This is a genomic window from Nonomuraea sp. JJY05 (genome assembly GCF_043496855.1).
Classification (GTDB): domain Bacteria; phylum Actinomycetota; class Actinomycetes; order Streptosporangiales; family Streptosporangiaceae; genus Nonomuraea.
The window spans coordinates 1-25,543 of record NZ_JBIEIS010000069.1; the positions used below are offsets into that span (position 1 = coordinate 1).

General features: G+C 72.0%; 19 protein-coding genes and 1 pseudogene. 9 read left to right on the top strand and 11 right to left on the bottom strand.

The window, feature by feature from the left end:
- Together ACFKCF_RS56840 and ACFKCF_RS56845 are read left to right on the top strand one after the other, a co-directional pair.
- Positions 1 to 288: pseudogene (locus ACFKCF_RS56840) on the top strand (M23 family peptidase); the annotation flags it as partial.
- Positions 289 to 294: 6 nt separating this feature from the next.
- Positions 295 to 1,725 (top strand): N-acetylmuramoyl-L-alanine amidase, encoded by a 1,431-nt coding sequence (locus ACFKCF_RS56845; protein WP_394505221.1) that lies wholly within the window; start codon positions 295 to 297, stop codon positions 1,723 to 1,725.
- Between the two features lie 189 nt (positions 1,726 to 1,914).
- On the opposite strand, the gene ACFKCF_RS56850 is transcribed toward ACFKCF_RS56845, so the two are convergent.
- Both ACFKCF_RS56850 and ACFKCF_RS56855 read right to left on the bottom strand, forming a co-directional pair.
- Positions 1,915 to 2,895, bottom strand: coding sequence for a transcriptional regulator (locus ACFKCF_RS56850; protein WP_394505223.1), 981 nt, complete (start codon positions 2,893 to 2,895; stop codon positions 1,915 to 1,917).
- Positions 2,896 to 2,938: 43 nt separating this feature from the next.
- The gene (locus tag ACFKCF_RS56855) at positions 2,939 to 3,892 is read right to left on the bottom strand and encodes a LuxR C-terminal-related transcriptional regulator (protein WP_394505225.1); all 954 of its coding nucleotides are present in this window, start codon (positions 3,890 to 3,892) and stop codon (positions 2,939 to 2,941) included.
- 199 nt (positions 3,893 to 4,091) lie between these two features.
- On the opposite strand from ACFKCF_RS56855, the gene ACFKCF_RS56860 reads away from it, so the two are divergent.
- From ACFKCF_RS56860 to ACFKCF_RS56880, 5 genes are all read left to right on the top strand, one after another.
- On the top strand, positions 4,092 to 7,844 hold the full coding sequence (locus tag ACFKCF_RS56860; protein ID WP_394505227.1) for a S8 family serine peptidase: 3,753 nt from the start codon (positions 4,092 to 4,094) through the stop codon (positions 7,842 to 7,844).
- A 122-nt stretch (positions 7,845 to 7,966) separates the two neighbouring features.
- Positions 7,967 to 8,857 carry an ABC transporter ATP-binding protein gene (locus ACFKCF_RS56865; protein ID WP_394505229.1) on the top strand — a complete coding sequence of 297 codons (891 nt, stop codon included), beginning with the start codon at positions 7,967 to 7,969 and terminating at the stop codon, positions 8,855 to 8,857.
- Positions 8,854 to 9,699, top strand: a complete 846-nt coding sequence (locus ACFKCF_RS56870; protein WP_394505231.1) for an ABC transporter permease — start codon at positions 8,854 to 8,856, stop codon at positions 9,697 to 9,699. Before ACFKCF_RS56865 ends, ACFKCF_RS56870 begins: the two co-directional genes overlap by 4 nt.
- 93 nt (positions 9,700 to 9,792) lie before the next feature.
- The gene (locus tag ACFKCF_RS56875; protein ID WP_394505233.1) at positions 9,793 to 11,100 is read left to right on the top strand and encodes an FG-GAP repeat domain-containing protein; all 1,308 of its coding nucleotides are present in this window, start codon (positions 9,793 to 9,795) and stop codon (positions 11,098 to 11,100) included.
- An 89-nt stretch (positions 11,101 to 11,189) separates the two neighbouring features.
- Positions 11,190 to 12,107 (top strand): NAD(+)/NADH kinase, encoded by a 918-nt coding sequence (locus ACFKCF_RS56880; RefSeq protein ID WP_394505235.1) that lies wholly within the window; start codon positions 11,190 to 11,192, stop codon positions 12,105 to 12,107.
- 53 nt (positions 12,108 to 12,160) lie between these two features.
- Here ACFKCF_RS56880 and ACFKCF_RS56885 read toward each other — a convergent pair whose 3' ends face one another.
- The 4 genes from ACFKCF_RS56885 to ACFKCF_RS56900 are packed head-to-tail and all read right to left on the bottom strand — an operon-like array spanning position 12,161 to position 16,302.
- A complete protein-coding gene (locus ACFKCF_RS56885; protein WP_394505237.1) occupies positions 12,161 to 13,006 on the bottom strand; it encodes a carbohydrate ABC transporter permease in 846 nt (281 codons plus the stop codon).
- Positions 12,999 to 14,024 (bottom strand): carbohydrate ABC transporter permease, encoded by a 1,026-nt coding sequence (locus ACFKCF_RS56890; protein ID WP_394505239.1) that lies wholly within the window; start codon positions 14,022 to 14,024, stop codon positions 12,999 to 13,001. Before ACFKCF_RS56890 ends, ACFKCF_RS56885 begins: the two co-directional genes overlap by 8 nt.
- Entirely contained in the window at positions 14,021 to 15,271 is a 1,251-nt protein-coding gene (locus tag ACFKCF_RS56895; protein ID WP_394505241.1) for an extracellular solute-binding protein, read from the bottom strand. Before ACFKCF_RS56895 ends, ACFKCF_RS56890 begins: the two co-directional genes overlap by 4 nt.
- A 35-nt stretch (positions 15,272 to 15,306) precedes the next feature.
- Positions 15,307 to 16,302 carry a LacI family DNA-binding transcriptional regulator gene (locus tag ACFKCF_RS56900; protein WP_394505242.1) on the bottom strand — a complete coding sequence of 332 codons (996 nt, stop codon included), beginning with the start codon at positions 16,300 to 16,302 and terminating at the stop codon, positions 15,307 to 15,309.
- A gap of 151 nt (positions 16,303 to 16,453) precedes the next feature.
- Between ACFKCF_RS56900 and ACFKCF_RS56905 the strand changes: the two genes are divergently transcribed.
- Entirely contained in the window at positions 16,454 to 18,523 is a 2,070-nt protein-coding gene (locus ACFKCF_RS56905) for a glycogen debranching N-terminal domain-containing protein (protein ID WP_394505244.1), read from the top strand.
- Here the strand turns inward: ACFKCF_RS56905 and ACFKCF_RS56910 are convergent.
- The 5 genes from ACFKCF_RS56910 to ACFKCF_RS56930 are packed head-to-tail and all read right to left on the bottom strand — an operon-like array spanning position 18,498 to position 22,300.
- Positions 18,498 to 19,328 (bottom strand): carbohydrate ABC transporter permease, encoded by an 831-nt coding sequence (locus tag ACFKCF_RS56910; protein WP_394505246.1) that lies wholly within the window; start codon positions 19,326 to 19,328, stop codon positions 18,498 to 18,500. The genes ACFKCF_RS56905 and ACFKCF_RS56910 overlap by 26 nt on opposite strands.
- Positions 19,325 to 20,260, bottom strand: coding sequence for a carbohydrate ABC transporter permease (locus ACFKCF_RS56915; protein WP_394505248.1), 936 nt, complete (start codon positions 20,258 to 20,260; stop codon positions 19,325 to 19,327). Before ACFKCF_RS56915 ends, ACFKCF_RS56910 begins: the two co-directional genes overlap by 4 nt.
- The gene (locus tag ACFKCF_RS56920; protein ID WP_394505250.1) at positions 20,260 to 21,546 is read right to left on the bottom strand and encodes an ABC transporter substrate-binding protein; all 1,287 of its coding nucleotides are present in this window, start codon (positions 21,544 to 21,546) and stop codon (positions 20,260 to 20,262) included. Before ACFKCF_RS56920 ends, ACFKCF_RS56915 begins: the two co-directional genes overlap by 1 nt.
- A 7-nt stretch (positions 21,547 to 21,553) precedes the next feature.
- On the bottom strand, positions 21,554 to 22,015 hold the full coding sequence (locus ACFKCF_RS56925; protein WP_394505252.1) for a hypothetical protein: 462 nt from the start codon (positions 22,013 to 22,015) through the stop codon (positions 21,554 to 21,556).
- An 18-nt stretch (positions 22,016 to 22,033) separates the two neighbouring features.
- Positions 22,034 to 22,300 (bottom strand): hypothetical protein, encoded by a 267-nt coding sequence (locus tag ACFKCF_RS56930; protein ID WP_394505254.1) that lies wholly within the window; start codon positions 22,298 to 22,300, stop codon positions 22,034 to 22,036.
- 325 nt (positions 22,301 to 22,625) lie between these two features.
- Here ACFKCF_RS56930 and ACFKCF_RS56935 point away from each other — a divergent pair, with 325 nt between their 5' ends.
- Entirely contained in the window at positions 22,626 to 25,529 is a 2,904-nt protein-coding gene (locus tag ACFKCF_RS56935; RefSeq protein ID WP_394505255.1) for a CBM35 domain-containing protein, read from the top strand.
- Positions 25,530 to 25,543: the final 14 nt, after the last annotated feature.

Below are 25,543 nucleotides of genomic sequence, written 5' to 3' on the forward strand. Positions count from 1 at the left end.
AAGGTCATCGACTCGGCGGCCCTCGGCTCCAGCGGCACCGTCTACCTGACCTTCAACTCCGCCAACGGCAACAACTGCGTGGCCACGATCAAGAAGACCTCGCTCGGCAAGGCCACCGCCACCACCGCCTACCTCGAGGTCGCGGGCAAGTCCCGGGTCAGCGACACCGGCAGCTTCGAGTACTACGCCGGCCCGGTACGCGCCGCGGCCGCCGGCAAGTGCGTCAAGTGGGGCGGCAAGGCCGGATCCAGCACCTACAACAGCCCGTCCGAGCACTGCGGGAGCTGAACCCCCTTGAAGAACCTGCGCATTCTCCTGACCGGCGCCGCCGTCCTGCCCCTGTCGCTGCTCGCGGGGCAGCCGGCCGGCGCGACGACCGCCGATCCGATGGCCGACGCGTTCGCCAAGGCCGCCTCCACCTACGAGGTGCCCCGTGACCTGCTGGTCTCGGTGGCCTACTCCGAGACCCACCTGGACGGCCACAAGGGCCGGCCCAGCGCCAGCGGCGGCTACGGCGTGATGCACCTGGTCACCGCCAAGACCCTCGACAAGGCCGCCACACTGACCAAGAAGTCCGCTTCGGTGCTGAAGTCGGACGACGCGGCCAACATCGCGGGCGGCGCGGCCGTGCTGCGCGCCCTCGGCGACGAGCTCAAGCTGGACGCCGCCGCCCGCAAGGACGCGGGCAAGTGGTACCAGGCGATCGCCAAGTACAGCGGCGCCGCCTCGCCCGCGGTGGCCCGGCTGTACGCCGACACCGTCTACGAGCAGCTCGCCCAGGGCGTGAACGCCAAGACGCCCGCGGGGGAGACCGTCACCGCGCCGGCGCGCGCCGTGACGCCGGACCGGGGCCCGTACGCCGACGCGGACGACCTGGACCAGCCCAGCACGCTGGCGGCGAGCACCGACTACCCGTCGGCCGCGTGGGCCCCGGCGCACAGCAGCAACTACGCCGTCTCCAACCGGCCGACCAGCGACGCGATCGACCGCATCGTCATCCATGTCGCGCAGGGCACCTATGCCGGGACGATCTCCTGGTTCCAGACCGGGCCGCGGCCGAACCCCACCTCGGCCCACTACGTCGTCCGCTCCTCCGACGGCGCCGTGACCCAGACGGTCAGGGAGAAGGACCGGGCCTTCCACGCCGGCGACTACAACCGGCGCTCGGTCGGCATCGAGCACGAGGGCTGGGTCGAGAACGCCACCTGGTTCACCGACACCATGTACCGCTCGTCGGCGGCGCTGACCCGCAACATCGCCGACCGGTACGGCATCCCCAAGGACCGCACCCACATCGTGGGCCACAACGAGGTCCCGGGCGCCGACCACACCGACCCGGGCCGGTACTGGGACTGGACCAAGTACATGCAGTACGTGGGCGGCAGCGGCGGCGGCACCAACCCGCACACGCCGGAAGAGGTCTGCGGCACCGGCTACAAGGTGATCGACTCCAACGCGCTGGGCACGGCGGGCACCGTCTTCCTGCTGTACAACTCGGCCAACGGGAACAACTGCGTGGCCACGATCAAGAAGACCTCGCTGGGCACGGCCACCGCCACCACGGCCTTCCTGGAGGTCGAGGGCAAGGCCCGGGTCACCGACACCGGCAACTTCGAGTACTACGCCGGACCCGTACGGGCCGCCGCCGCCGACAAGTGCGTCAAGTGGGGCGGCAAGGCCGGGACGAGCACCTACGAGAGCCCCTTCGAACACTGCGGAAGCTGACCCTCTGAACTGTGGCCGGGTCGCGTGGGGCTCGCGATCCGGCCACATCCGCGTTGTCCCGCGCCCCGGCCGGTGGGAGAGGGCTCTCCCACCATCAGGGGCGGGCGTCCCTTGGAGGGCGGGCGGTCGGCGGCGTTGGACGCCGTGGTGCACCTCTCCCCAGAACACCGCAACCCCGGCGGGTGGGCGTCAAGCGGGCGGAGGCGGGGGTGGTTGGGAGAGCGCGGCCTGGACGCCGGCCTGGAAGCGGGTGCGGGCGCCCAGCCGGGACATCAGCTCGGCGATCCGGCGCTCCGCCGTCCGGTGGCCGACCCCGAGCTGGCGGGCGATGGCCTCGTCGGTGAGCCCCGACAGCAGGAGCGCGATCAGCCGCGCGTCGTCCCGGGAGTTCCTGGGCGGAGGGTTGCGCGCGGACGGCGCCAGCCCGAGCGGCAGGGCCCGCTGCCACAACCCTTCGAAGAGCCTGATCAGCGCCTCCAGCAGCCCCGACGGATGGATGACGAGCGCCGCCACCGCGTCCGCCGGCTCGTGCCTGAGCAGGAGCAGCGCCAGCCGGTCGTCCACCACGTACAGCTTCATCGGCAGCTCGGGCAGCACCCGCGCCTGCTGGCCCGCCCCGACCATCTCCTCGATCTGCCGCAACGCCCCCTCGGCCGCCACGAAGTCCCGCTCGTAGATCATGCGGCTGGAGATCCCGCGCTCCAGGAGCTCCCGCTGCGCGGCCACGCTGCCCAGCGGGTCGAAGTACGGCCGCCTGGACAGGCACCGGAGCTGCTGCCTGGCGGCACGCTGGATCTGGGCGTGCCGCTGCTCGACCGCCCCCCGCCCGGTGACCACCTCGACGACCACCGGGGGCCTCCGCTCCCTTGCGCGCTCCTGGAAGACCTCCTCCAGCTCGCGGGCCCGTTCGCGGACCCGCAGCAGGTCGCGTTCGGCGGCGAGCAGGAGGACGTCGAGCGCCATCTCCGGGGCGACGGCGGCGTAGGCGGGCGGAGGCCCGGGGGAGGTGCTGAGCAGGCCCTTGGACTCCAGCGACGCGAGCAGGGGCTGCAGGTCGGCGCGCGGCCAGGCGGCGCCCAGCTCGGCGAGGGTGGCGGGGGAGCGGTCCAGCAGCACCTCGTACAGCGCCTCCTCGTCGGGCCCGAGCCCGATCGCGCCCAGCGGCGTCACGGCCCGCCCCCGTCCATGCCGGGCCCGACGATCCCGAGGGCGGTCACAGTACGTCCCCGTCCAGCCAGCCGCGTACGACCGCCTGGTAGCCCGCCTGGAAGCGGGTGCGCGCGTCGAGCCGGACCATCATCGCGCGCACGTGGCGGCGTACGGTCCGGTCGCTCCACCCGAGGTGGGCGGCGATGGCCGCGTCGGTCAGCCCGGCGGTGAGCAGCGGCAGCAGGTCCCGCTGCGCGTCGGCGGGGCCGGTCGCCTCGGCCAGCCGCCCGTGCCTGACCTGCAGCGGCACGGCCCGCTCCCAGTACATCTCGAACAGCGCCGACAACGCGTCCAGCAGCGTCGAGTCGTGCACCACCAGCGCGGACTCCACCACGTGCTGGTCGTGGCGGAGCGGCATGATCGCCATGGGGAGGTCGTTCAGCGCGAGCTTGACGGGCACGTCGCCGACCCTGGCCTGTTCGCCGGCCGCGACGTAGCGCGTGATGAGCGAGAGGGTGCCCGGCACCTCCATGGCCCGCCGGTCGTACAGCGCCCGGTACTCCACACCCCGCTCCAGCAGCTCGAACTCCACCGCGTTGCCGCCCATGGGCGTCGCGTACGGCGGCGCGTCGAAGACGCTGATTCGCCGCCGCGCGCTCTCCTGGAGCCGCTGGAACCACCGCCCCACCGCGTCCTTGCCGATCACCACCTCCACCAGGTCGGCGGCGTCCCCGTCCGGCACCGAGCGGTGGAAGCGCGCGGCGAGCTGCGCGGCGCGGTGGCGGGCCGCGGCCAGCTCCCGGGTGCGCGCCCGGATGAGCGCGTCCAGCCCCATCTCAGGAGAGACCGCCACATAACGTGGCGGGTCCTCAGGGAGGCGGGTGATCAGCCCCAGTTGCTCCAGCCTGGCGGCCGTGGAGGCCGCGTGCCCCAGCTCGGCGAGCGCGGCGGGGGAGCGCTCCACCAGCGCCTCGTACAGCGCCTGCTCGGCGTACGAGAGCCCGATGATCTCCAGCACGATCACAGCATGTCCTATTTCCGTACATGGCGGGAAGAGGACTCACAATCGTCTTTCGCGGCTTTACTGCGATCTGTCATGGTTCCCGGGGACACGATGATCTCTGAGGAGACGCATGATCGGCCGGTCGCTTGTCGCGTTGGGGGTGCTGCTTTCCACCGGGATGGCCGCCCCGACCTTACCTCCCGCTCCTCCCTCCGTGGCGACGCCGGTCGCCGGCGCGGCGGGGGAGTCCGCGAAGAAGATCACATTGATCACCGGGGACGTGGTCACGTACAGCACCGCCCCGGACGGCAGCCCACAGGCCCAGATCCAGCCGGCCCGGCGCCCGGACGGCGCGCCGGTGTTCTTCATGTCGGTACGCGAGCCGGGCGCGTACTACGTCTACCCCACGGACGTGATGGGCCTGGTGTCGGCGGGACGCCTGGACAGGGGCCTGTTCGACGTGGCCTACCTGGCGGGCAACGGCTACTCCGATGCGGAGAGCCCCACCCTGCCGCTGATCGTCCAGCACGGGGCGCAGCGGCGCATCGCCGGGGCCCGCACCCTGGCCAGCATCGACGCCGCGGCCGTGAAGGTGGACAAGAAGTCCGCCGGGCAGTTCTGGTCCGGGGTCAGCACGGCCAGGGCCGCGTCCGAGAAGATCTGGCTCGACCGCAAGGTGCAGGTCTCGCTCGACCGGAGCGTCAAGCAGATCGGCGCGCCCGAGGCGTGGGCGGCCGGGCTCAAGGGCGCGGGCGTCAAGGTGGCCGTGCTCGACACCGGCATCGACGCCACCCACCCCGACCTCGCCGGCCGGATCGCCGCGGCCGAGAACTTCAGCTCGGAGAAGACCGCCCAGGACGGCCACGGCCACGGCACGCACGTCGCCTCCATCATCGCGGGCGACGGCGCCAAGTACCGGGGGGTCGCCCCCGAGGCGTCGCTGCTGGTCGGCAAGGTGCTCAACAACTACGGCGGCGGCCTGGAGTCCGACGTCATCGAGGGCATGCAGTGGGCGGTCGCCCAGCAGGCCCGCGTGGTCAGCATGAGCCTCGGCGGCTGCTGCCCCGGCCCGGACAACCCGCTCGACCAGGCCCTGAACAAGCTGTCCGCCGATTCCGGCGCGCTGTTCGTGGTCGCCGCGGGCAACGACGGCAAGAGCCGCCAGATCGGCACCCCGGGCACCGCGGCCTCGGCGCTCACGGTCGCCGCGGTGGACCGCGAGGACAAGCCGGCCTCCTTCTCCAGCCGGGGCCCGACCGCGATCGACTACAGCCTCAAGCCCGACATCAGCGCTCCCGGAGTGGACATCGTCGCCGCCCGCGCGGCCGGCACCTCCATGGGCGAGCCCGCAGAGGACGGCTACACCACCGCGTCCGGCACCTCGATGGCCACCCCGCACGTCGCGGGCGCCGCCGCGCTGCTCGCCCAGCAGCACCCCGACTGGACGAACACCCAGCTCAAGGCCGCGCTCACCAGCACCGCCCACGGCGACGGCCAGGACGCCTACCAGCAGGGCGCCGGCCGCGTGGACGTCGCCCGCGCCGTCAAGCAGCAGGTGCGCGCCTCCGGCGGCATCGACTTCGGCTTCCTGCCCTCGCCGCAGAACGGCCCCGTCACCAGGACCCTCACCTACACCAACGACGGCGACCAGCCGGTGACCCTCACCCTGAGCACGGGCGTCAAGGCGCACCGGGGCGGGGACCTGCCCGCAGGCACGCTCACCCTCGACCGCGACACGGTCACCGTGCCCGCGCACGGCACCGCGCCGGTCGCGGTCACGTTCGACCCCTCGGGCCCCGACACCTGGTACGAGGGCTACGTCCGCGCCTCCGGCGCAGCCGGCCAGGTCCAGGTGAACACGGCCGTGGGCGCGTTCGTCGAGCCGAAGAAGGTCACCGTCCGGGCCCGGGTGGTGCTGCCCGACGGAGCGAGCGCCCCCACGGCGACCCCGTGGATGTTCATGCGCACCGACGACCGCGACGACCTCCAGTACGCCTACACCCCCGCTTCGGGCGCCGAGACCGAGGCCCAGGTCTACCCCGGCACCTACGCCGTGCTCACCGCGCTGGCCTGGCGCGGCGCGGACGGCGAATGGGTGCAGTCGCTGCCGTCCGACCCGCAGATCGAGATCACCAAGGACACCACGGTCACGCTCGACCTGCGCAAGGCGCGCAAGGTGTCGGTGGAGACGCCGCGCGCCTCGGAGGTCCACCTCTCGCAGTACGCCTACCGGCGCGTCGCGGCCAACGGCGAGGCCTACATCGACGTGCAGTCCCTGTACCCGCAGTACGGGCTGGACAACTACGTGATGCTGCCCACCCGCAAGGTCACCCAGGGCACGTTCACCCTCAACGGCCGCTACCAGCTCCGTGCCCCCGCCATCACCATGAAGGTGCCCGGCGGCCCCCGCATCACCCCCCGCTACCAGGACATGGCGCCGCAGACGCCCAAGCTCGACGGCCGCAGCCGGCTCTCGCTGGTCTACGCCGGCAAGGGCACCGACTTCGCCGGCCTGGACGCGCGCGGCAAGCTCGTCCTGCTCAGCCTCGAGGACCTCTGCCCGGCCATGGCCTGCACGGGCAACGCCCTGGACCGGGTCAAGGCCGCCCAGCAGGCGGGGGCCGTGGGAGTCCTCGCGTACGGGGCCGCCAACCGGGCCTTCCTCGACCCGGCGGGCAGCTGGCCCACGTACCCGATCCCGACCATGAGCCTGACCGCCGAGCAGGGGCGGGCCCTGGCCGCCCTGGCCGGGCGCCGGCCGGTGACCGTCACGGCGGAGGGCGTCGCGACCACGCCGTACCTGTACTCGCTGATGCTGCCCGAGCAGGGCCGCGTCCCCGCCGACCTCTCCTACTCGGTCAGGACGCGCGACCTGCAGCGCATCGAGGACCGCTTCCACGCCGACCGGCCCGGCCAGGTGGAGCTGAGCACGGCGGCGGCGATGCTGCGGCCCGGCAGGTACGGGAACACGTGGTCCATGGAGCACACCGTGCGGGCGCAGACGACCTTCACGGAGTACGTCGGGCCCGTCTCTCCGGACGTCGTCTGGACCCGCTCGAACACGATGGACTACGACGAGGGCGTCGACTTCCACAGCAGGCGCGCGCTGGCGGCGACCGCCATCGACGTGTTCGCCGCCGCGGGCACGCGGACCGAGCCGTGGGGAATCCAGCCCCGCGTGCCGGGCAACGTCGTCGTCTCCGACGCGGTGCTCCGCTCCGGGACCGCCCAGTGCTTCCCGTGCCGGACGAAGGACACCTTCCTGGCGGCCCTGCCGGTCATGGGGCCGGTGCCCAACCACCAGGAGGCGTTCGCGTACAACGCCAACTTCCAGAGCGACAAGCACGGCGGCAAGGACGAGCTGCGCCTGTACCGCGACGGGCAGGAGGTCCCGCTCGTCGAGGCGACGGTCGTGATCGCGATCTTCGCGATCATCGTGCCGACCTTCACCCTCCCGGAGACGGAGGCCGCCTACCGGCTCACCGACAAGTTCCACACCCCGAACAAGTCCCAGCTGTACGCCAAGGACGTCGAGACCGCCTGGACGTTCCGGTCGAAGCGGCCCACCGGCGGCATGCAGACCACGGACGACGGGCTCTGCCTGGCCTGGCTCGCCACGGGCAAGCTGGCGCCGTGCGAGCCGGTCCGGCGGCTCAACCTCCGCTACGACGTGCCCCTCGACCTGGACAACCGGCTGAAGGCGGGCACGCCGCACCGGATCACCGTCACCGGCTACCACGGGTCCTACGGCACGCCGGACGCGAGGGTCACGGACGTGAAGCTCTCGGTCACGTTCGACGACGGCGCCCACTGGACACCGGTCCGCGTCTCGGCCTCCGGCCACGCCACCATCACACCCCCCGCGCTGGCCGCCACCACGGGCGCCGTGGGCCTCAAGGCCCAGGCGACGGACGCCGAGGGCAGCACCGTCGAGCAGACCGTCCAGCGGGCGTACGGCCTGAAGTGACCTCGCACGGCCGCGCTAAGCAACCCGCGTTGACTAAGTACAAATTAGTCAACTAAGGTTGCTAGCGCGGCCGGGATCTCCGGGCGCCACGCCGAGGCGTGCTCCCATGAGAGGCGAGATCCATGACGACGAGAGAAGTCGTGCTGGACGTCGAGGGCCTGCGGATGCGTTACGGCCCGGCCGACGTCCTGCATGACGTGACCTTCCGGGCACGCCGGGGCGAGGTGGTGTGCCTGCTCGGCCCGAACGGCGCGGGCAAGACCACCACGATCGAGATCCTCGAAGGCTTCCGGACGCGGTCGGCCGGCCGGGTCGAGGTGCTCGGCGCCGATCCGGCGCGCGCCGGCGAGGACTGGCGGGCGCGGGTCGGGGTCGTCCTGCAGTCCTGGCGCGACCACGGCAAATGGCGGGTACGCGAGCTGCTGGAGCATCTCGGCCGCTACTACGCCGCCTACGCCACCCAGGCCGTCGCCCGGCCGTGGCAGGCCGACCGGCTCATCGCGGCGGTCGGCCTGACCGAGCAGGCGGAGCACAAGATCAGGACGCTGTCCGGCGGCCAGCGGCGCAGGTTCGACGTGGCCGTCGGCCTCGTGGGCCGCCCCGAGCTGGTCTTCCTCGACGAGCCCACCGCCGGGCTCGACCCGGTGGCCCGGCGCGCCTTCCACGAGCTGGTCCTGGAGCTCGCGGCGGAGGGCGACACCACGATCCTGCTCACCACCCACGACCTGGCCGAGGCCGAGAAGCTCGCCGACCGCATCATGGTGCTCGACGGAGGCCGGATCGTCGCGGACGGCACGGTCGCGCAGCTCGCCCAGCAGATCGCCGGCGAGGACGAGGTGCGCTGGACCCGCGACGGCCGGCGCTTCACCCGCTCGGCCACCGAGTCGACCCGGCTGGTGTTCGAGCTGTTCAAGGAGTACGGCGAGGAGATCGAGGACCTCGAGGTGCGCCGCGCCTCGCTGGAGGACACCTACCTCTCCCTCGTCCGGCAGGCGGAGGAGGGAACGCGATGAGCCCGACCGCGACGGCCTGGCGGGCCGGCTGGTCCCGCGGCCTGATCGAGTTGCGGCAGTCGTTCACGAACGCCGCCGACCTGTTCGGCCACTTCCTCTGGCCCGTGCTGATGCTGGTCACCACGTACTTCCTGCGGAACGTGTCCTTCGGGCAGAGCGGGCTGTCCCTCGGCGTCCTGGCCCTGCCGAGCATCCTCGGCATGAACGCCGGGATGTCCATGGTGAGCATGAGCCAGCACCTCACCGCCGACCGCGAGGACGGCACCCTGCTGCGCGCCAAGGCCACGCCGCACGGGATGACCGGCTACCTGCTCGGAAAGATCATCCTGGTCGCCGGCGGGCTGGTGGCCGACCTCGCGATCTTCCTGGTTCCGGGCATGTTCCTCGTGCCCGGCCTGGCGTTCGGCGACGCGGGCGCCTGGCTGACCGTGCTCTGGGTGCTCGTGCTGGGGCTGTTGGCGACGCTGCCGCTGGGGGCGGTGCTGGGCTCGGTGTTCGTCAGCGCCCGCAGCCAGGGGCTGATCCAGCTCCCCGTCCTGGGCCTGATCGCGATCTCCGGCATCTTCTACCCGATCACGGCGCTGCCGGAGTGGGTGCAGTGGGTCGCCCAGGCGTTCCCGGTCTACTGGCTCGGGCTCGGCATGCGCTCGGCCCTGCTCCCGGACGCCGCGGCCGCCGTCGAGCTCGGCGGGTCCTGGCGGCCCGTGGAGACCGCCGGGGTGCTGCTGGCCTGGGCCGTGCTCGGCCTGGTGGCGGCGCCGTTCCTGCTGCGCGGGATGGCCCGCGGGGAGTCGGGCTCCAGCGTCGCGGCCCGCCGCGAGAAGGCCCTGCAGCGGATCTGACGCGCCCTGAGACCCGCGGGCTTCTCCCGGCACCCGGGGTGCGGGCGACGGAAACCCGGCGCTCGGCGGGGCGGCGCACTAAGCTCGGTGCCTGTGCCGCGAAGGGTGATGATCTGGCTGGCGTTGGCCCTCCTGCTCGCCGGATGCGGCGGCGTCCGGCCGGCGCCTCACAGCCCCGCCGCCCAGTCGCCGTCGGCGTCCACGCCGACCATGCCGACCATGCCGACCACGCCGACGCCGTCCACCACTTCGACCCTCGCGCGGCGTTCGGCCCTGGCCGGCGGGCGTCCCGACGACGTCAACGGCGACGGCCGCGCGGACCTGCTCGTCTACGCCGAGCTGCTCCGACCGGGCATACGCTTCCTCGCGGTCGTCTACGGCTCGTCCCGGGGTCTGCGCACCGGCAGGCCGGCGATCGTCTCGTCGCAGACGTTCTTCGCCTGGCAGATCGACCGGGGCATCAGGGCCGACCTCGACGGGGACGGCTTCGGCGACATCCTGGGCTACGGGCGGCCGGGTGATCGCGACGAGACGATGGGCCCGCACATCTTCTGGGGCGGCCCGGACGGCATCGACACGGGAACGCTCCCGACCCGGGTGCCGCCGCCCATCAAGACCACCATGGCCACGTTCCGGTCCGTCGCCGGCGACTTCGACGGGGACGGCGCCGCCGACGTGGCGATGTCCGCCGACGACAACCGGGGCGCCTCCAACCTGGTCGTGATGTACGGCCCGTTCAGCCGCGCGGGCGTGCCGAGCCGCCATACCGTCCAGCCGTCGCCCACCGGCGGCCAGTTCTGGCGGATGACCGTCGACGAGATCGACGGGCGGCACGCGACCGGGCTGGTGGTGTTCACGGGCGACGACGGCGAGCAGACCTCCGGGTGGCTGCTGAACGGCGGTCCGGACGGCCTGGCCAAGGCGGGGCGCAAGCTGGGCAAGGGCCTGGCGGCCACGTTCGGTGACTTCGACGGCGACGGCGCCAGGGATCTGGCGGTCGGCGACGACGGCAGCCGCAACGACGAGCCCGGCACCGAGACCGAGGCGCCCGAGGTCGACAGGACGCTGACCGTCTACTACGGCGACGGCCGCACCCGGACGTTCAGGGGCGAGAGGGGCGCGGCGGTCGGCGGCGACTTCAACGGCGACGGCCGCGACGACCTCGCCTTCGGCGGGGCGCGCGACGGGCGTGAGCCGGTCCGGATGTTCTGGGGCGGACCGGGCGGCCTGCGAGCCGGCGGCGGCATCAGCGGCCTGGCCCGCGGCGCGCCGCTGGCGGCGGGCGACTACGACGGCGACGGGGACGACGAACTCGTCCTAGCCTCCGGCGACGACCTCCTCAACGTCCTGGTGACGGACGGCAGGAGCGTGCTGACCCGCTTCGACCTGCCGCCCCGCTGAACCACCCGGCGCCGGTCGATCAGGAGCCCGTGACCGGCGCCCTGACTCCGGAAGGTCCGCTGACCCCACCGCTGGGTAGGGGGCACCTCGTGAAGCACTTCACTGTGGGGCTGGTGGTGCACCCCGACCGGCCGGTGCTGGACTCCGTACGGCTGATCGTCCGGCACGCGCGCCGCACCGGGGGCGGCGTCATCGCCCGGCCGTGCGACGCCGCGCGGGTGGGGCCGGAGGTCGAGATCGTCACGCCCGAGGAGTTCGTCGAACGGGCGGACGGCGTGATCAGCCTGGGCGGCGACGGCACCATGCTGGGCGCGATGCGCCTGGTCGTCGGCCGCCAGGTGCCGGTGCTCGGCGTCAACCACGGCCACCTGGGCTTCCTCATCGAGGTGACCCCGGCGGAGCTGGAGCCGGCCCTCGACCGCCTGGCCGAGGGCCACTACACCCTGGAGCCGCACAGCTGCCTGGAGGCGGACGACCACACCGCGTTCAACGACCTCGTGGTCACCGCCGCCGAGCCGCTGGCCAGCCTGACCCTCGACCTCGAGGTCAACGGCCTGAGCCACGGCTACTACCGCGGGGACGCGGTGATCGCCTGCACCCCGACCGGCTCGACGGCCTACAACCACGCCGCCGGCGGCCCCATCATCTCCCCGTCCACCGAGGCCGTCGCCCTGACCCCGGTGGCCCCGATGTCCGGCATCAGCCGCCCGGTCATCCTCGGCAAGGACGACCGGATCGTGCTGCGCAACCCGTCGGGCGACGTGACGCTGCTCTTCTCCGTGGACGGCACTCCCGCCAGGCCGCTCCCGCCCGGGGCCGAGCTGTCGGTGCGGCTGCGCACGGACGCGGTGGACATCGTACGGTTCGACGCCGACACCTACGCCCAGCGCAAGCGGGTCAAGCTCAGCCTGCTCGACCTGCCGCTCAGGCCGGACCAGCTCGTCGAGCTGATCCCGCAACCCCTGCGCGAGCAGGCCGAGCGGCTGCGCCAGACGATGACCCGCTAGACCCGGACGCCGGCCTTCCGCCACACCTTCAGCAGCCGCCCGCCGGCGAGCGGTCAGCCCTTCTCGGAGCCCTCGTTGGCGCCGCGCGCGAAGTACCGCTGGAAGATCACGAACACCACCGCCACCGGGATGGTCGCCATCAGCGCGGCCCCCAGCTTGAGCGGATACTGCGTGCCCTTGCCCAGCGACCCGCTCACCAGGTCGGCCAGCCCGCGCGGCAGCGTGAACAGCTCGGGGTTCTGCACCGCCACCAGCGTGTGCGGGAACTCGTTCCAGGTGCCCTGGAAGGAGATGATGGTGAGCGTGAGCAGCGCGGGCCGGGCCATCGGCAGCACGACCGACCAGTACGTGCGGAAGACGCCCGCTCCGTCCACCCGCGCCGCCTCCTCGACGCTGACCGGCAGCGACTCGAAGAACTGCTTCATGATGAACACCCCGGCCGCGTCCGCGAGCACCGGCAGGATCAGGGCGGTGTAGCTGTCGTACATGCCGAACTGGTTCAGCACCAGGAACTTCGGGATGAACAGCACCACGCCCGGCACCGCCATGATCGCGATGATCGACGAGAAGATCGCACGCCGGCCAGCGAAGCGCAGCCGGGCCAGCGCGTACCCGGCCATGGAGTCGAGCAGCACGCGCCCGGCCGTGACGACCACGGTCACCAGCAGCGAGTTGCCCAGCCACAGCGGCAGGTCGGTGTTGAGGAACACCTTCTCGTAGCCGCCCATCGTCACCGGGCCGGGGATGGGCGACAGGGGGTGCGCCGCCGCGTCCGGCTCGGTCTTGAAGGAGGTGGCGATCTGGATGACGAACGGGTAGAGGAAGACGAGCGCGAAGAAGACCAGGATGCAGTAGCCGGTGAACGTGGAGGCCAGCGAGCGCGCGTTGTCCTTACGCATGGCGCCTCTCTCTCATCACCCAGCGCTGGACCAGGGTCAGCACCACGATGATGGCGAACAGCACGAACGAGATCGCGGTGCCCGAGCCGTACTCGAAGCTGCGGAAAGCCGTCTGGTACGACAGGAACGCCGGCGTGAGGGTGGTCTTGGCGGGATTGCCCTGGCTCATCACGTAGATCTGGTCGAAGACCTGCCACGTCGAGATCAGCCCCAGCGTGAGCACCAGGAACAGGGTGGGCTTGAGCAGCGGCAGCGTCACGTTCCTGAAGACCTGGCGGCGGCCCGCCCCGTCCAGCATGGCCGCCTCCTCCAGCGACACCGGGATGTCCTGCAGGGCGGCCAGGAACATGAGCATGAACGTCCCCGACGTGGTCCAGACGACCAGCATGATGATGGTCGTCATCGCCACGCTGGGCCCGGACAGCCACTCCCACCACGACAGCCCGAACGGCCCGCCGGAGGTCAGCGCCTGCGGCGGGGCCGCCGGATCGACCAGTCCGACGGACCCGAGCAGCAGGTGCAGCACGCCGCGCGAGTCGGCGAACCACTGGGGCCCGTCGATGCCGAACAGGCCCAGCAGCGCGTTGACCGCGCCGGAGTTGGCGAACACGAACAGGAAGACCACGCTGATCGCCACCGAGCTGGTCACCGAGGGGAAGAAGAACGCGGCGCGGAAGAACGTCCGGCCCTTCAGCAGCCGGCTGTTGACGATCAGGGCCAGGCCGAGCGCCAGCACGGTCTGCAGCGGGACCACGATGGCCACGTAGTAGACGTTGTTGCGCACGCTCGTCATGAAGTCCTGCCTGGCCAGCCCCTCCTCGGTGAACAGACGGGTGTAGTTGTCCACGCCCACGAACGGCACGCCGCCCCGGAACGGGCTGCCCTGCCCGTTCCAGTCGGTCAGGCTCACCCACAGCGCCATGAGGATCGGCGCCAGCATGAACAGGCCCAGGATCACCACGACGGGGGCCACGAAGAGCCAGCCCGCCAGGTTCTCACGTGTCTTGCTGATGGTCATGACGTGCCGAGCGCGGCCTGGATGTTCTTCTGCGTCCGCTGCAGCAGCGTCTTGGGCGCGGTGGTGGCCAGCTGCTGCAGCCCGGCGTCGAAGTCGGTCAGGACGCTGTCCATCTTGGGGGCGTTCACGGGGCCCTGGGCGTAGTCGGCGCCGTTGACGAAGGGGCCGTCGTCGGGGAACTCGGCGGTGTAGGCGGCCTTGGCGGACTGGCGCGAGGGCATGACGCCGAACGCCTTGGCGAAGGTCATCTGCTGGTCGGCCTTGGTCATCGCCTCGACGAACGAGATGGCCTGCTCCTTGTGCCTGCTCTTGGCCGAGATGCCCCAGCAGTTCGTGAACGACAGCGTGCCCTTGCCCTTGGGGCCCGCCGGCAGCTCGTGGACCGAGTACGTGACGTCGGGGAAGTCCGCCTTGAGCGCGCCCTTGATCCAGTTGCCCTCGATGGTCATGGCGGCCTTGCCCTTGCCGAACGCCTCGCCGCCCCAGCCCGCGTCGAGCTGGTCGGGGTAGCGGGCCAGCTTGGCCGACACCAGCGAGCGCACGTACTCGAGGGCCGCGAGGTTCTGCGGGCTGTCGGCGGTGGCCTGCTTGCCGTCGGGGCTGGTCAGCCAGCCGCCGGCCTGCACCATGAACGCGCCGACGCGGTCGCGGGTCGGGCCGATCGCCAGCGGGGTGACGCCCTTGGCCTTGAGCTTCTCGCCGACCGAGGTGAGCTGCTCCCAGGTGGTCGGCACGTCGGCGTCGGTGAGCCCGGCCTTGGACCACAGATCCTTGTTGACGATCAGCGCCAGGGTGGAGAAGTCCTTGGGCGCGCAGTAGAGCTTGCCGTCACGGGTGAACGCCGTGCGCAGGGAGGGGTAGAAGTCGTCGGGCCGGCTGATCTTGTCGCCGTACGGCTCCAGGGCGCCGACGCTGGCGTAGTCGGCGAAGCGGGAGGCGTCCACGTAGAACACGTCCGGGGGGTTGTCACCGGCGAAGGCCTGGCCGAGCTGCTGGGCGAGGTCCTGCGCGGGCGTCACCGTCGCGGCCGCGCCCGCCGAGGAGGCCCAGGTCTGGGCGGCCTGCTTGACGGCCGCGGTCTCGGCGTCGCCGGAGGAGCCGATGAGGATCTGCAGGTCGACCTGGCCGCCGCTCTGCTGGGGGGCCTGGCTCGGCTTGTCGTCGAAGCCGCTGCCGCAGGCCGACAGAGCGAGCGTGACGCAGGCGAGGCCGCTGATCGCGGCGGCGCGGCGGGTGCGTGGAGTCATCGGAGGGGGTCCTGTTCTCGCGTTGGGGGGTGGGGTCAGGCGGACTGGCGGATGGTCAAGGAGGGGGCCAGCAGCACGTGCGCCGACGGCGGCTCGGCGTCGGGGCTCTCCAGGGCGCGGGCGAGCAGCTCGACGCAGGCCGCGGCGGCCTCGCCGAGCGGCTGGTGCACGCTGGTGAGGCCGACGGCCCTGGCGGCGGGCGTGTCGTCGAAGCCGATCACGGCGACGGGCCGGCCGGGCTCGCGGGCCTGCAGGGCGCCGAGGGCGAGGGAGTCGCTCGCGCACACCAGGGCGGTCACGCCGGGGTCGGCGGCGAGCAGGTCGCGGGCCGCGCTCTCCCCGGCGGCGATGCCGTCCTCGACCGCCCGCTGCAGCCCGGCCAGATCCTGGGCGCCGAGTGTCCTCGCCCAGCCCTCGCGGCGGTCGTCACCCACGCCCGAGCCGGGCGGCCAGCCGATGAAGCCGATGCGCCGGTGACCGGCGGCCAGCAGGTGGCGGGTGGCCGCCTCGGTGCCCGCGGCGCCGTCCACGTCCACCCACGGATGGCGCGCGTCGGGCAGGTCGCTCCAGGGCCGGCCGAACGCCACGAACGGCAGCCCGCGCTCCAGCAGCCAGGACGCGCGCAGGTCGTCGTGGTGGGTGGCGGTCAGCACGAACGCGTCCGGCTTGTACGCGCCGAGCAGGTCCTCGTACGTCGCGATCTCCGAGCGGTCGTCGGCGGCGGTGTAGAGCAGGATCCGGTAGCCCTCCTGCGCCGCCGTCTGGGACAGGCTGTGCAGGAAGCGGTCGGCCCACGAGCCGCTGATCCCGTCGCCGTCGGGCTCGATGCCGATGGCGATCAGGCGGGAACGGCCGGTGCGCATCTGGCGGGCGGCCTGGTTGGCGCGGTAGCCGAGCCGCTCGATCACCTCGAGGACGTGCTTGAGGGTCTCCTCTCGGACCACTTCCGGGCTGTTGAGCGCGTTCGACACCGTCTGGCGCGACACGCCCGCCGCCTTCGCCACATCGGTGATCGTCACCTTTTCCGCCATAAATCACCTTTCGAGGGGGTTGAACGTTCAAAGTCTGTTGCGGCATGATTTGATCGTTCAAAGTTAGCGGAGTGTTTCGAAATCTGCACCCCCGGCGTCCGTCTGTCAAGACCCGGTGGTGATCATTGAACCGACCTCAGGGGGAAACGTAGTGCTTCAGCCGCTGCTGCACGATCTGGTCAGCACCGTCATGGCGCCGGCGAGCGCGCTGAGCGACGCCGACGGCCAGATCCGCCCGGCCGGCGTGCAGGGGCTCTTCTGCGCGGACCGCCGGGTGCTGTCCCAGGCCCGGCTGCTCGTGGACGGGCGCGAGCCGGAGTCCATCGGGTACGCGCCCGGGGCCGCCGGACAGGCCCGGTTCGTGTCCCTGGCCCGCTGGCTCGGCGACCGCACGGCCGATCCCACGGTCCGGATCGAGCGCTCGCGGGAGGTGTCGCCGTACGGCATGGGCGAGCGGGTGGAGATCGTCTCCACCGCGTCGTCGCCGGTCACGGCCACCGTCACCGTCGAGCTGGCGTGCGACTTCGCGGCCGTCGAGGCGGTCAAGTCCGGGCGCTGCGGCACCCCCGTACCGGCGAGCGCGGCCGGGGAGGGACGCCTGACCTGGCACGCGGACACCACCCGCGTCACCGTCACCGGCCACGACGCCCACGCGACCGCGGGCGACGGGGCGTGCCTGCGGTGGGAGGTGAGCCTGCCGCCCCGCGGCCGGGCTAGCCTGCGCTGGGAGCTGGCCGTCGAGGACCCCGCCGCGGTCGTCGTGCCCCCCGCCGCGGCCCTCGAATGGAGCCCGCCGCACGTCACCGCCGACGACCGGCGCGTCACCAGGCTGCTGGAGCGGTCGCTCGAGGACCTGCGCTCGCTGCGGCTGGCCGAGCCCGCCGAGCCCGGCGACACGTTCCTCGCGGCCGGGGCGCCCTGGTTCCTGACCCTCTTCGGCCGGGACAGCATCTGGGCGGCCCGCATGCTCCTGCCGCTCGGCACCCGGCTGGCCGCGGGCACCCTGCGCGTCCTGGCCCGCCGCCAGGGGCGGCGCCTCGACCCGGACTCCGGCGAGGCCCCCGGAAAGATCATGCACGAGCTGCGCCGGGACGCCTTCGACCTGGACGACAAGGGCGGACGGCTGCCCGCCGCCTACTACGGCACCATCGACGCCACCCCGCTCTGGATCAGCCTGCTGCACGACGCGTGGCGCTGGGGCCTGCCGGATTCGCAGGTGCGGGCGCTGCTGCCGAACCTCCAGGCCGCGCTGGGCTGGCTCGCCGACCACGCGGACCCCGACGGGGACGGGTTCGTCGAGTACATCGACTCCAGCGGCCGCGGCCTGGCCAACCAGGGCTGGAAGGACTCGGGCGACTCGGTGCGCTTCCACGACGGCCGCCAGGCCGAGCCGCCGATCGCGCTGGCGGAGGTGCAGGGCTACGCCCACCAGGCCGCCCTGCACGGGGCCGCCCTCCTGGACGCCTTCGGCCTGCCGGGCGCCGACCGATGGCGTGACTACGCCGGGGCGCTGGCCGAGCGCTTCCGCGCCGCCTTCTGGGTCGACGGGCCCCTGGGCCCCTTCCCGGCGCTCGCCCTCGACCGCGACAAGCGCCCCGTGAACTCCCTGACCAGCAACATCGGCCACCTGCTCGGCACCGGCCTGCTCTCGCGCGAGGAGTCGGCCCGGGTTGCCGGCCTGCTGGCCTCACCCGGCATGGCGCAGGCGTTCGGGCTGCGGACGATGTCCTCGGACGAGGGCGGGTTCAGCCCGCTGTCCTACCACTGCGGATCCGTCTGGCCGCACGACACGGCCATCGTCATCGGCGGACTGGCCAGGGAGGGCTTCGACGAGGAGGCCGCCGGCCTCGCCGAGGGGCTGCTGGCGGCGGCCGAGTCGTTCGGCTACCGGCTGCCGGAGCTGTTCGCGGGCGACGCCCGGGACCGGGTGGGCCGCCCGGTGGCCTACCCGGCCGCCTGCCGCCCCCAGGCGTGGTCGGCCGCCGCCGCGGTCGTCATCGCCCACGCGGCGGCCGGGCTCTACCCCGACGTGCCGGCCGGCCGGGTGGAGCTGCGCCCGCTGTCCGGCGCGCCCCTGGGCGCGCTGTCCGCCACCGGGCTGCGCGTGGGGGACGCGGACGTCGAGGTACGGGTGGACCGCGACGGCACCGCCACGGTCCAGGGCCTGCCGCCGAGCCTGAGCCTGGAGGAGACCGTCAGCCCTTCGTCGCGCCGCCCGTGAGTCCCTTGACGAACTGCTTCTGCAGCAGCAGGTAGAAGACCAGGATCGGCAGCGTGGCCAGGAACATCAGCGCGAACATGCCGCCGAAGTCCGCCGCGTACTGGCCGAGCGACTTGTAGACGCCCGTCATGATCGTCGTGCCCTCGCGCGGGCCGTAAATGATCAGCGGGTTGAGGAAGTCGTTCCAGATCCACACCCCGAGGAAGATCAGCACGCTCGCGGTGGCCGGCCGCAGGAGGGGGAAGACGACGCGCCAGAACGTCTGCCAGCGCGTCGCCCCGTCGATCGCGGCCGCCTCCTCCAGCTCGCGCGGGATGCCCTTCATGAACCCGGAGAAGACGAACACCCCGAACGGCACGTAGTAGCCGACGTTGAACAGGACGAGCCCCTGGAGCGTGGACATCAGCCCGAGCGACTTCAGCACCTGCGTGACCGGGATGAGGATGACCTGCGGCGGGATCATCAGCCCGCACAGCAGCAGCACCATGACCGCGCGCGACCACCACCGGGTGTGCCGCGCCAGGTAGTGGCCCAGCATGGCCGACAGCAGCGTCAGGATGACGATCGACAGCGACGTGACCACGATGCTGGTGCGCAGCGACGACCAGAAGAGGCTGCCGGGGTCGGTCAGCACGCGGGTGAGGTTGTCCAGGGTGAACGGATCGGGCAACGACATCGTGTCCCGAGCCACCTGGCCACTCGCCTTGAAGACGTTGATCAGCGCGATGTAGAGGGGGATGAAGAAGACCGCGCCGATGACCAGCGCCACCAGCGGACGCGCCCAGGGAAGGCGGGATCCCGTCACAGCTGCACCTCCCTGCGCTGCAGGATCCGCAGCGTGACCACCGACAGGGCGGCGATGACGACGAGCATGACGACCGCCTCGGCGGAGGCGTAACCGGTGCGGTTCTCCACGAACCCCTCCTGCAGGACGACGAACGCCACGCTGGCCGTCGTGCCCGTGCCCGGGCCGCCGTTCGTGATGACCTTCACGTGGTCGAAGATCTTGAACGCCGAGATCAGCAGCACGACGGTGTTGATGGTCAGCGCGGGCGCCAGCAGCGGCCAGGTCACCTTCCAGAAGCGGCGCAGCGGCCCCGCCCCGTCGATCGCGGCCGCCTCGGCCAGCTCCTGCGGCACGCCCTGCAGCCCGGCCAGGTAGACGACCACGCAGAAGCCGAGCATCTGCCAGCAGACGATGGACGACAGCGAGTACAGCGCGATGTCCGGGTCGGACAGCCAGCCCGGCGGCTCGGCCACGCCGAGGGCCCGCAGCCCCTGGTTGACCGGCCCGTCGTCGGCGAGCACGCGCGTCCAGATCACGCTGATGACCACCGAGCTGATCACCATCGGCGTGAAGAAGACGCTGCGCAGCGCGTTGTAGAGCCAGCCGCGCCGGTCGAGGACGACGGCGACGGCCACGCCGAGCACGTTCGGGACGATGACCACGATCAGCGTCAGGATCGTGGTGACCCGCAGCGAGCTCAGGAACGTCTCGTCCCGGAAGAGCAGCGCGTAGTTGCGCAGGCCCACGAACTGCGTGTCCGGCCTGAGCAGCGCCTGGTTGGTGAGGCTGTAGCCGACGCTCATCGCGATCGGCAGCAGCACCAGGCACGTGTAGACGAGCGTGCCCGGCGCCGCGAACGTCAGGAAGTGCCACAGGTCCGGCCACGCCGGCCGCCTGCTTTTACGGCGGGCGAGCGTGCCGGGCCTGCGATGGGTGGTGCTGACGGCCATCAGCCGCTCTTCTCCCATTCGGTGTCGAGGAAGGCCAGCGCCTGGTCCGTCGTCTTCTTGCCGCTGACCAGGTCCTGCGCGGTCGACCAGAACTTGCCCTGCATGCCGGGCAGCATCGCCGCGTCGCCCGCCTCCCAGCCGAACGCCGGGACGGTGGCGTTCTGCTGAACGGCCTGCCGCCACAGGTCGTACACGGCCTTGAAGACCGGGCCGGTGCTGGACGGCGGCGTGTAGCCCTTGACGGCGGGGAAGAGAGCGTCGGCCTTGACCGAGGCGTCCAGGTTCTCCTTGGTGAGCTGGAAGGCCAGCGCGAACTTCTTGGCCGCGGCCAGGTTCTTGGCGGTGGCGCTGACCGACAGGCCGCCGCCGGTGAACGCCGGCAGACGCAGGCTTCCGTCGTCGCTCGGCCAGGCGAACACGCCGATGTCGTCCTTCATGTCCGACTGGTCGGCCGCGGCGGCGAACCAGCTGCCCATCGGGTACATCGCCCCCTTGCCGGCCAGGAACGCCTCCTGCGTCTTCGGGTAGTCCTGGCCGATCTGCCGCTTGTCGATGTAGCCCTTGGCGGCCAGGTCGGCGAACTTCTGCGTGGCCGCCTTCATGGCCGGGTCACCGGCGAACGTCACCTGGCCGGCGCGCCGCCTGGCGATCCAGTCGGGCGTCCTGGCATAAAGGTCGGTGGCCAGGATGGCGGTCCACGGCTGGGAGGTGACGAACACCCCGCCGCTCACGAACGGCGTGATCCCGGCGGCCTGGAGCTTGCCCGCGTCGGCGAGCAGCTCGGCGTAGGTCTTCGGCGGCGCCTCGATCCCGGCCTTCTTGAACAGCTTCTTGCTGTAGTAGACGTTCGGGATCGTCTGGGTGTTGGCCGGCAGCTGCAGCACCTTGCCGTTGACCGCCCCACAGGTCGGGCACATGAAGTCCTTGAGCTCCTGCTCGGTCCAGGACGCCAGGTTCGGCTCCAGCGCGATCAGGTCCTGCATGCCGATCTGCACGTCCGGCAGCTGGCCCGAGGCGGCGAGCTGCTTGGCGTAGTCGTTGCGCTCCGACTCCGACGGCGCGGCGACGAGCTCCACGTCGAGGTCGGGGTTGGCCTTGGTCACCAGCGCGACCTGGGCCTTCCAGTACGACTCCGGCAGGTTCGGCGACGGGAAGACGAGGAAGGTGACCTTCTGCCTGCCGCCGGCGGAGGGTGCGGCGGAGGTGCTCGGCGTACCGCTCGAACAGGCGCTCAGCGCCAACGTGACGGCCAGCGCGAGCGCTCCGGCCGCGGACAGCTTGTTCATGGTGAGCTCAGTCTTCTTCGGTGGTGGGGGATGGGAGGTCGTCGCCGGTCGTCCGCCGGACGACGTTCGACGGCGGGCCGTAGCGGAAGGCGCGCACCCGGTACGACGCGTGCCGCTCCTCGGGCAGGGTGAGCAGGCCGAACGCGTTGACGTCCGGCGCCAATACGGCGGTCACGCGATAGCCGGGGCGGCCGGCGGGGCGGTCCTCCAGCAGGAAGCCCTCCTCGTCGCGGGCCCGGTCGGCCCACCGGAACGCGACGCCGTCGGCCTGCGTCACCGTGGCCGTCAGGCCGGTGGGCGCGGCCCCTTCGCCGCCCACCGGCCGGATCCCGGGGGACCCTCCCGGGATCACGCGTGGCTCGGCCCAGCCGGGGCCGGGCTTCGGGTAGGGGCCGTCGCCGAGCGTGACGTCGATCGGCGCGGAGGCCGCGCACCCGGCGGCCACCAGCGCCATCAGCACCAATGCCATCTGGGCCCTCATCGCCCCCTACTTACGCCAGAAGCGGATGCCGCTCCACTCGACCGTGGCGGGCCCCTGGCCGCCGGCCGTCCGGTACGCCCCGAACTTGTCGGAGAAGCTGCCGCTCTCGCCGGCCACGGTGTGCTTCAGCGATCCGTTGATGTAGGTGCGGTGGACGCTGCCGACCACGTGGACGGTGTTGACGCGGACCGTGGTGCCGATCGTCGCCCCCGTGGCAATCGTGTCGCCGCCGTGCACCGCGTACAGCCGCCCGCCGCGCTCGACGGCGAGCATGAAGTACGGGCCCGTGGTCTTGAACGTCTGCTTGAGGCTGATCCGCGAACCGGGCAGGCTGGTGATCTTGAAGTAGCCCTCGAACTGGCGCGTGCCGCTGCAGTAGGTGGCGTAGCGCCGTTCGGCCCGCTGGTCGCCGCTGCCGGGAGGGCGGGCAGCAGCATTCCGGCGGGCAGCGCGCTCGTGGTGAGTAATCGCATCGACTCTCCATTAGGAAACTTTCCTATCATGAGTCATAGGATCACTTGGCGCCCTGACGCGTCAAGAGTCTTGACCATGGCCCGTGGGTGCTGTATTCGTCGGATGTCTGAAGGGGAGCGACTCCATGAGACTTCGACCGCATCGCCGTACCCTCCTCGCCGCACTCGTCCTCGCCGTGGTCGCGGGCCTGTGCGCGGCGCCCGCCGGCGCGGAGGTCCGGCACCCGAGGCAGCAGTGGTTACGCGACTCCACCGCCGGGCTGTTCCTGCACTGGGGCATGTTCACCGCGCCGCGCCACCTCGACTGCGCGGCCTGGGAGAGCGACGTCACGGGCGGCGGCTGGAGCCCGGACTACTGGGTGGACGAGGCCCGCAAGCTGGGCGCCTCGTACATCGTGCTGGCGACCTTCCACAGCAGGCTCGGGTACGCGCGGCCGTGGCCGTCGCAGATCCCCGGCTCGTGCAGCACCAGGCGGGACTTCCTCGGCGAGCTGGTGGACGCCGGCAAGGCCAAGGGCGTGCGGGTCATCCTCTACATGACCGACGACCCGCAGTGGCACAACGAGCAGGGCGTCGAGACGCTCGACTCGGCCGCCTACTCGGCGTACAAGGGGCGGCAGGTCGACCTGACCACCCGCGCCGGGTTCGGCATGTACAGCTACGACCTTTTCTTCGAAGTGATGGCCAGATATCAGGACCTCGCGGGGTTCTGGATCGACAACGACAACGAGTACTGGGAGCAGAACCGGCTCTACGAGCAGATCCGCGAGCAGCGCCCGTCCTGGTTGCTGAGCAACAACAACGAGGACACCCCGATCATGGACACGGTCAGCAACGAGCAGAAGACCGGCATGACCCCGGCCTACGACTACCCGCAGGCCGCCTGGACCCCGATGCCGCGCCTGGTCGAAGCCGACTACAAGCTGCCCACCACCGGCGACTGGTGGTACGACGGCGGTAGCCACCCGGTCGACTTCCGCCTCAGCACCGGCCGCTACGTCACCAACGCCGGCTCCTCGATGAAGTCGCTGATGGCCGAGACCCCGATGGTCAACGGCAGGTTCCCGCCCCAGCAGGAGGAGTTCAACGCCTTCATGTCCACGTGGGTCCCGCCGATCGAGGCGTCCCTGCGGGGCGTCGAGGGCGGCGGCTACATGTACGGCGGCCTGCAGCCCGGCTTCTGGAACGACGGCGCCCACGGCGTCGTCACCGTCGAGCGCGGCGCCGCGCCATCTACCGGGGTCCAGTACGTGCACGTGGTGACCAGGCCCAGCACCGACCAGGTGCGGCTGCGCGACGACGGCCACCGGGTGACCCGGGTCAGCGACCTGCGCACGGGCGAGCGGATGCGCTTCAGCCAGTCCGGCGGCTACCTGACGATCCTCGGCATCACCCGATGGGACGACTACGACACGGTGTTCAAGGTCGAGACGGCCGGCCGCCAGGGCTTCTACGACGGGCTCAAGGCCACCGCCACCGCCTCCCGCGACGGCCACCCCGCCGCGGCGCTCGTGGACGGCAGCCACGAGGTCTACTGGGACAGCGGCGCGACCCTTCCCGTCTCGGTGACGCTCGACCTCGGCCGGGTGCGCAAGGCTGCCTACCTGGCCGTCAGCCAGCGCGAATGGTCGCCGACGTACGCGCGGGAGACGTTCGGCCGCCCCGAGGACTCCGCACGGATCAAGGACTACCGCGTCTACGCGAGCGACGACGGCCGGCACTGGGGCGGGCCGGTCCGCGCCGGCGCCATGCGCAGCGCCCGCGGCACGCAGATCGTCGACCTGGGCGAGCTGCGCGCCCGCTACCTCAAGCTCGAGGTGCTGAACACCTGGGCCGGCCCGCAGGCGCCGCGCTTCTTCCGGGAGCTGCGGATCGACGAGATCAGGGTCGCGGGCGGCCGCCCGCTCTCCTTCGGCGAGCCGGCGCCGCTGGAGGCCGAGCACCGGCACCGTTCCGGCGCCGCCCGCCTCGACCCGTGCCAGGCGTGCTCGGGCCACGCGCAGGTCACCGGACTCGGCGGCGGGGCGCGTAACGCGATCGCGTACCGGGACGTCACGGTGGCGGCGGCCGGCGACTACCGGCTGCAGATCGACCACACGGCCGCCGCCCCCACCTCCTTGAAGGTCGCCGTCAACGGCGCCGCGCCCGTGGAGGTCCGGGTCCCGGGGGACAACCCGGACGTGCCGCTCTCCACCGCGCTGCCGGTGCCGCTCAAGGCCGGGGCCAACACGATCACCCTGTTCAGCGACGCGGCCAAGGGGCCGGGTGTCGACCGCCTGGCGGTCGCGCCGCTGCCGCCCGCCTCGTACGTGCCCAAGACGACCATGACCGTCGAGCCCGGCGGCCTGCAGTGGGCCGGCCCCGGGCGGCAGACGATGAAGGTGTCGGCCAGGCTGCGCCTCGACGCCGACGACGCGCTCGACCGGGTGCGGCTCGCCCCGGTCGCACCCGCCGGCTGGACGGTCGAGGGCGCCCCCGCCGCCGCGGCCTCGATGCGGCTCGGGCAGACCCTCGAAGGCACCTGGACCCTCACCTCGCCGGCCGGCCAGGACGTCACGCCGGCCGACATCCCGGTGACGGCCGCGTTCGAGGTGCTGAGCCGGGCCGGCACGGTCACCCGGCAGGTACGCGTCCGGCCGCGCCCCGCCGACCGGGTGTTCATGCGCGAGGCCGAGGACTCGCGCAACGGGCTCGGCAGCGCGGGCATCACCAGCTGCTCACCGTGCTCCGGCGGCCAGAAGGTCCGCAACCTCGGCGGCGCCCCCGACGCCTTCGTGCTCTTCGAGGACGTCGTGGTGCCCGAGGCGCGGCAGTACACGCTGTTCATCGACTTCACCGTCAACGGGCAGCGCTCGTACTTCGTGAGCGTCAACGGCGGGGCGCCGGTCGAGGTGAAGGTGAGCGGCGCCGGCAACAACACCCCCTACACCACGACCGTGCCCGTCACGCTGCGGGCGGGCGCCAACACCGTCAAGCTCTACAACGACACGGAGGCCGCGCCCGACCTGGACCGGATCTCGCTCGGCTAGATCGTCGGCAAGGC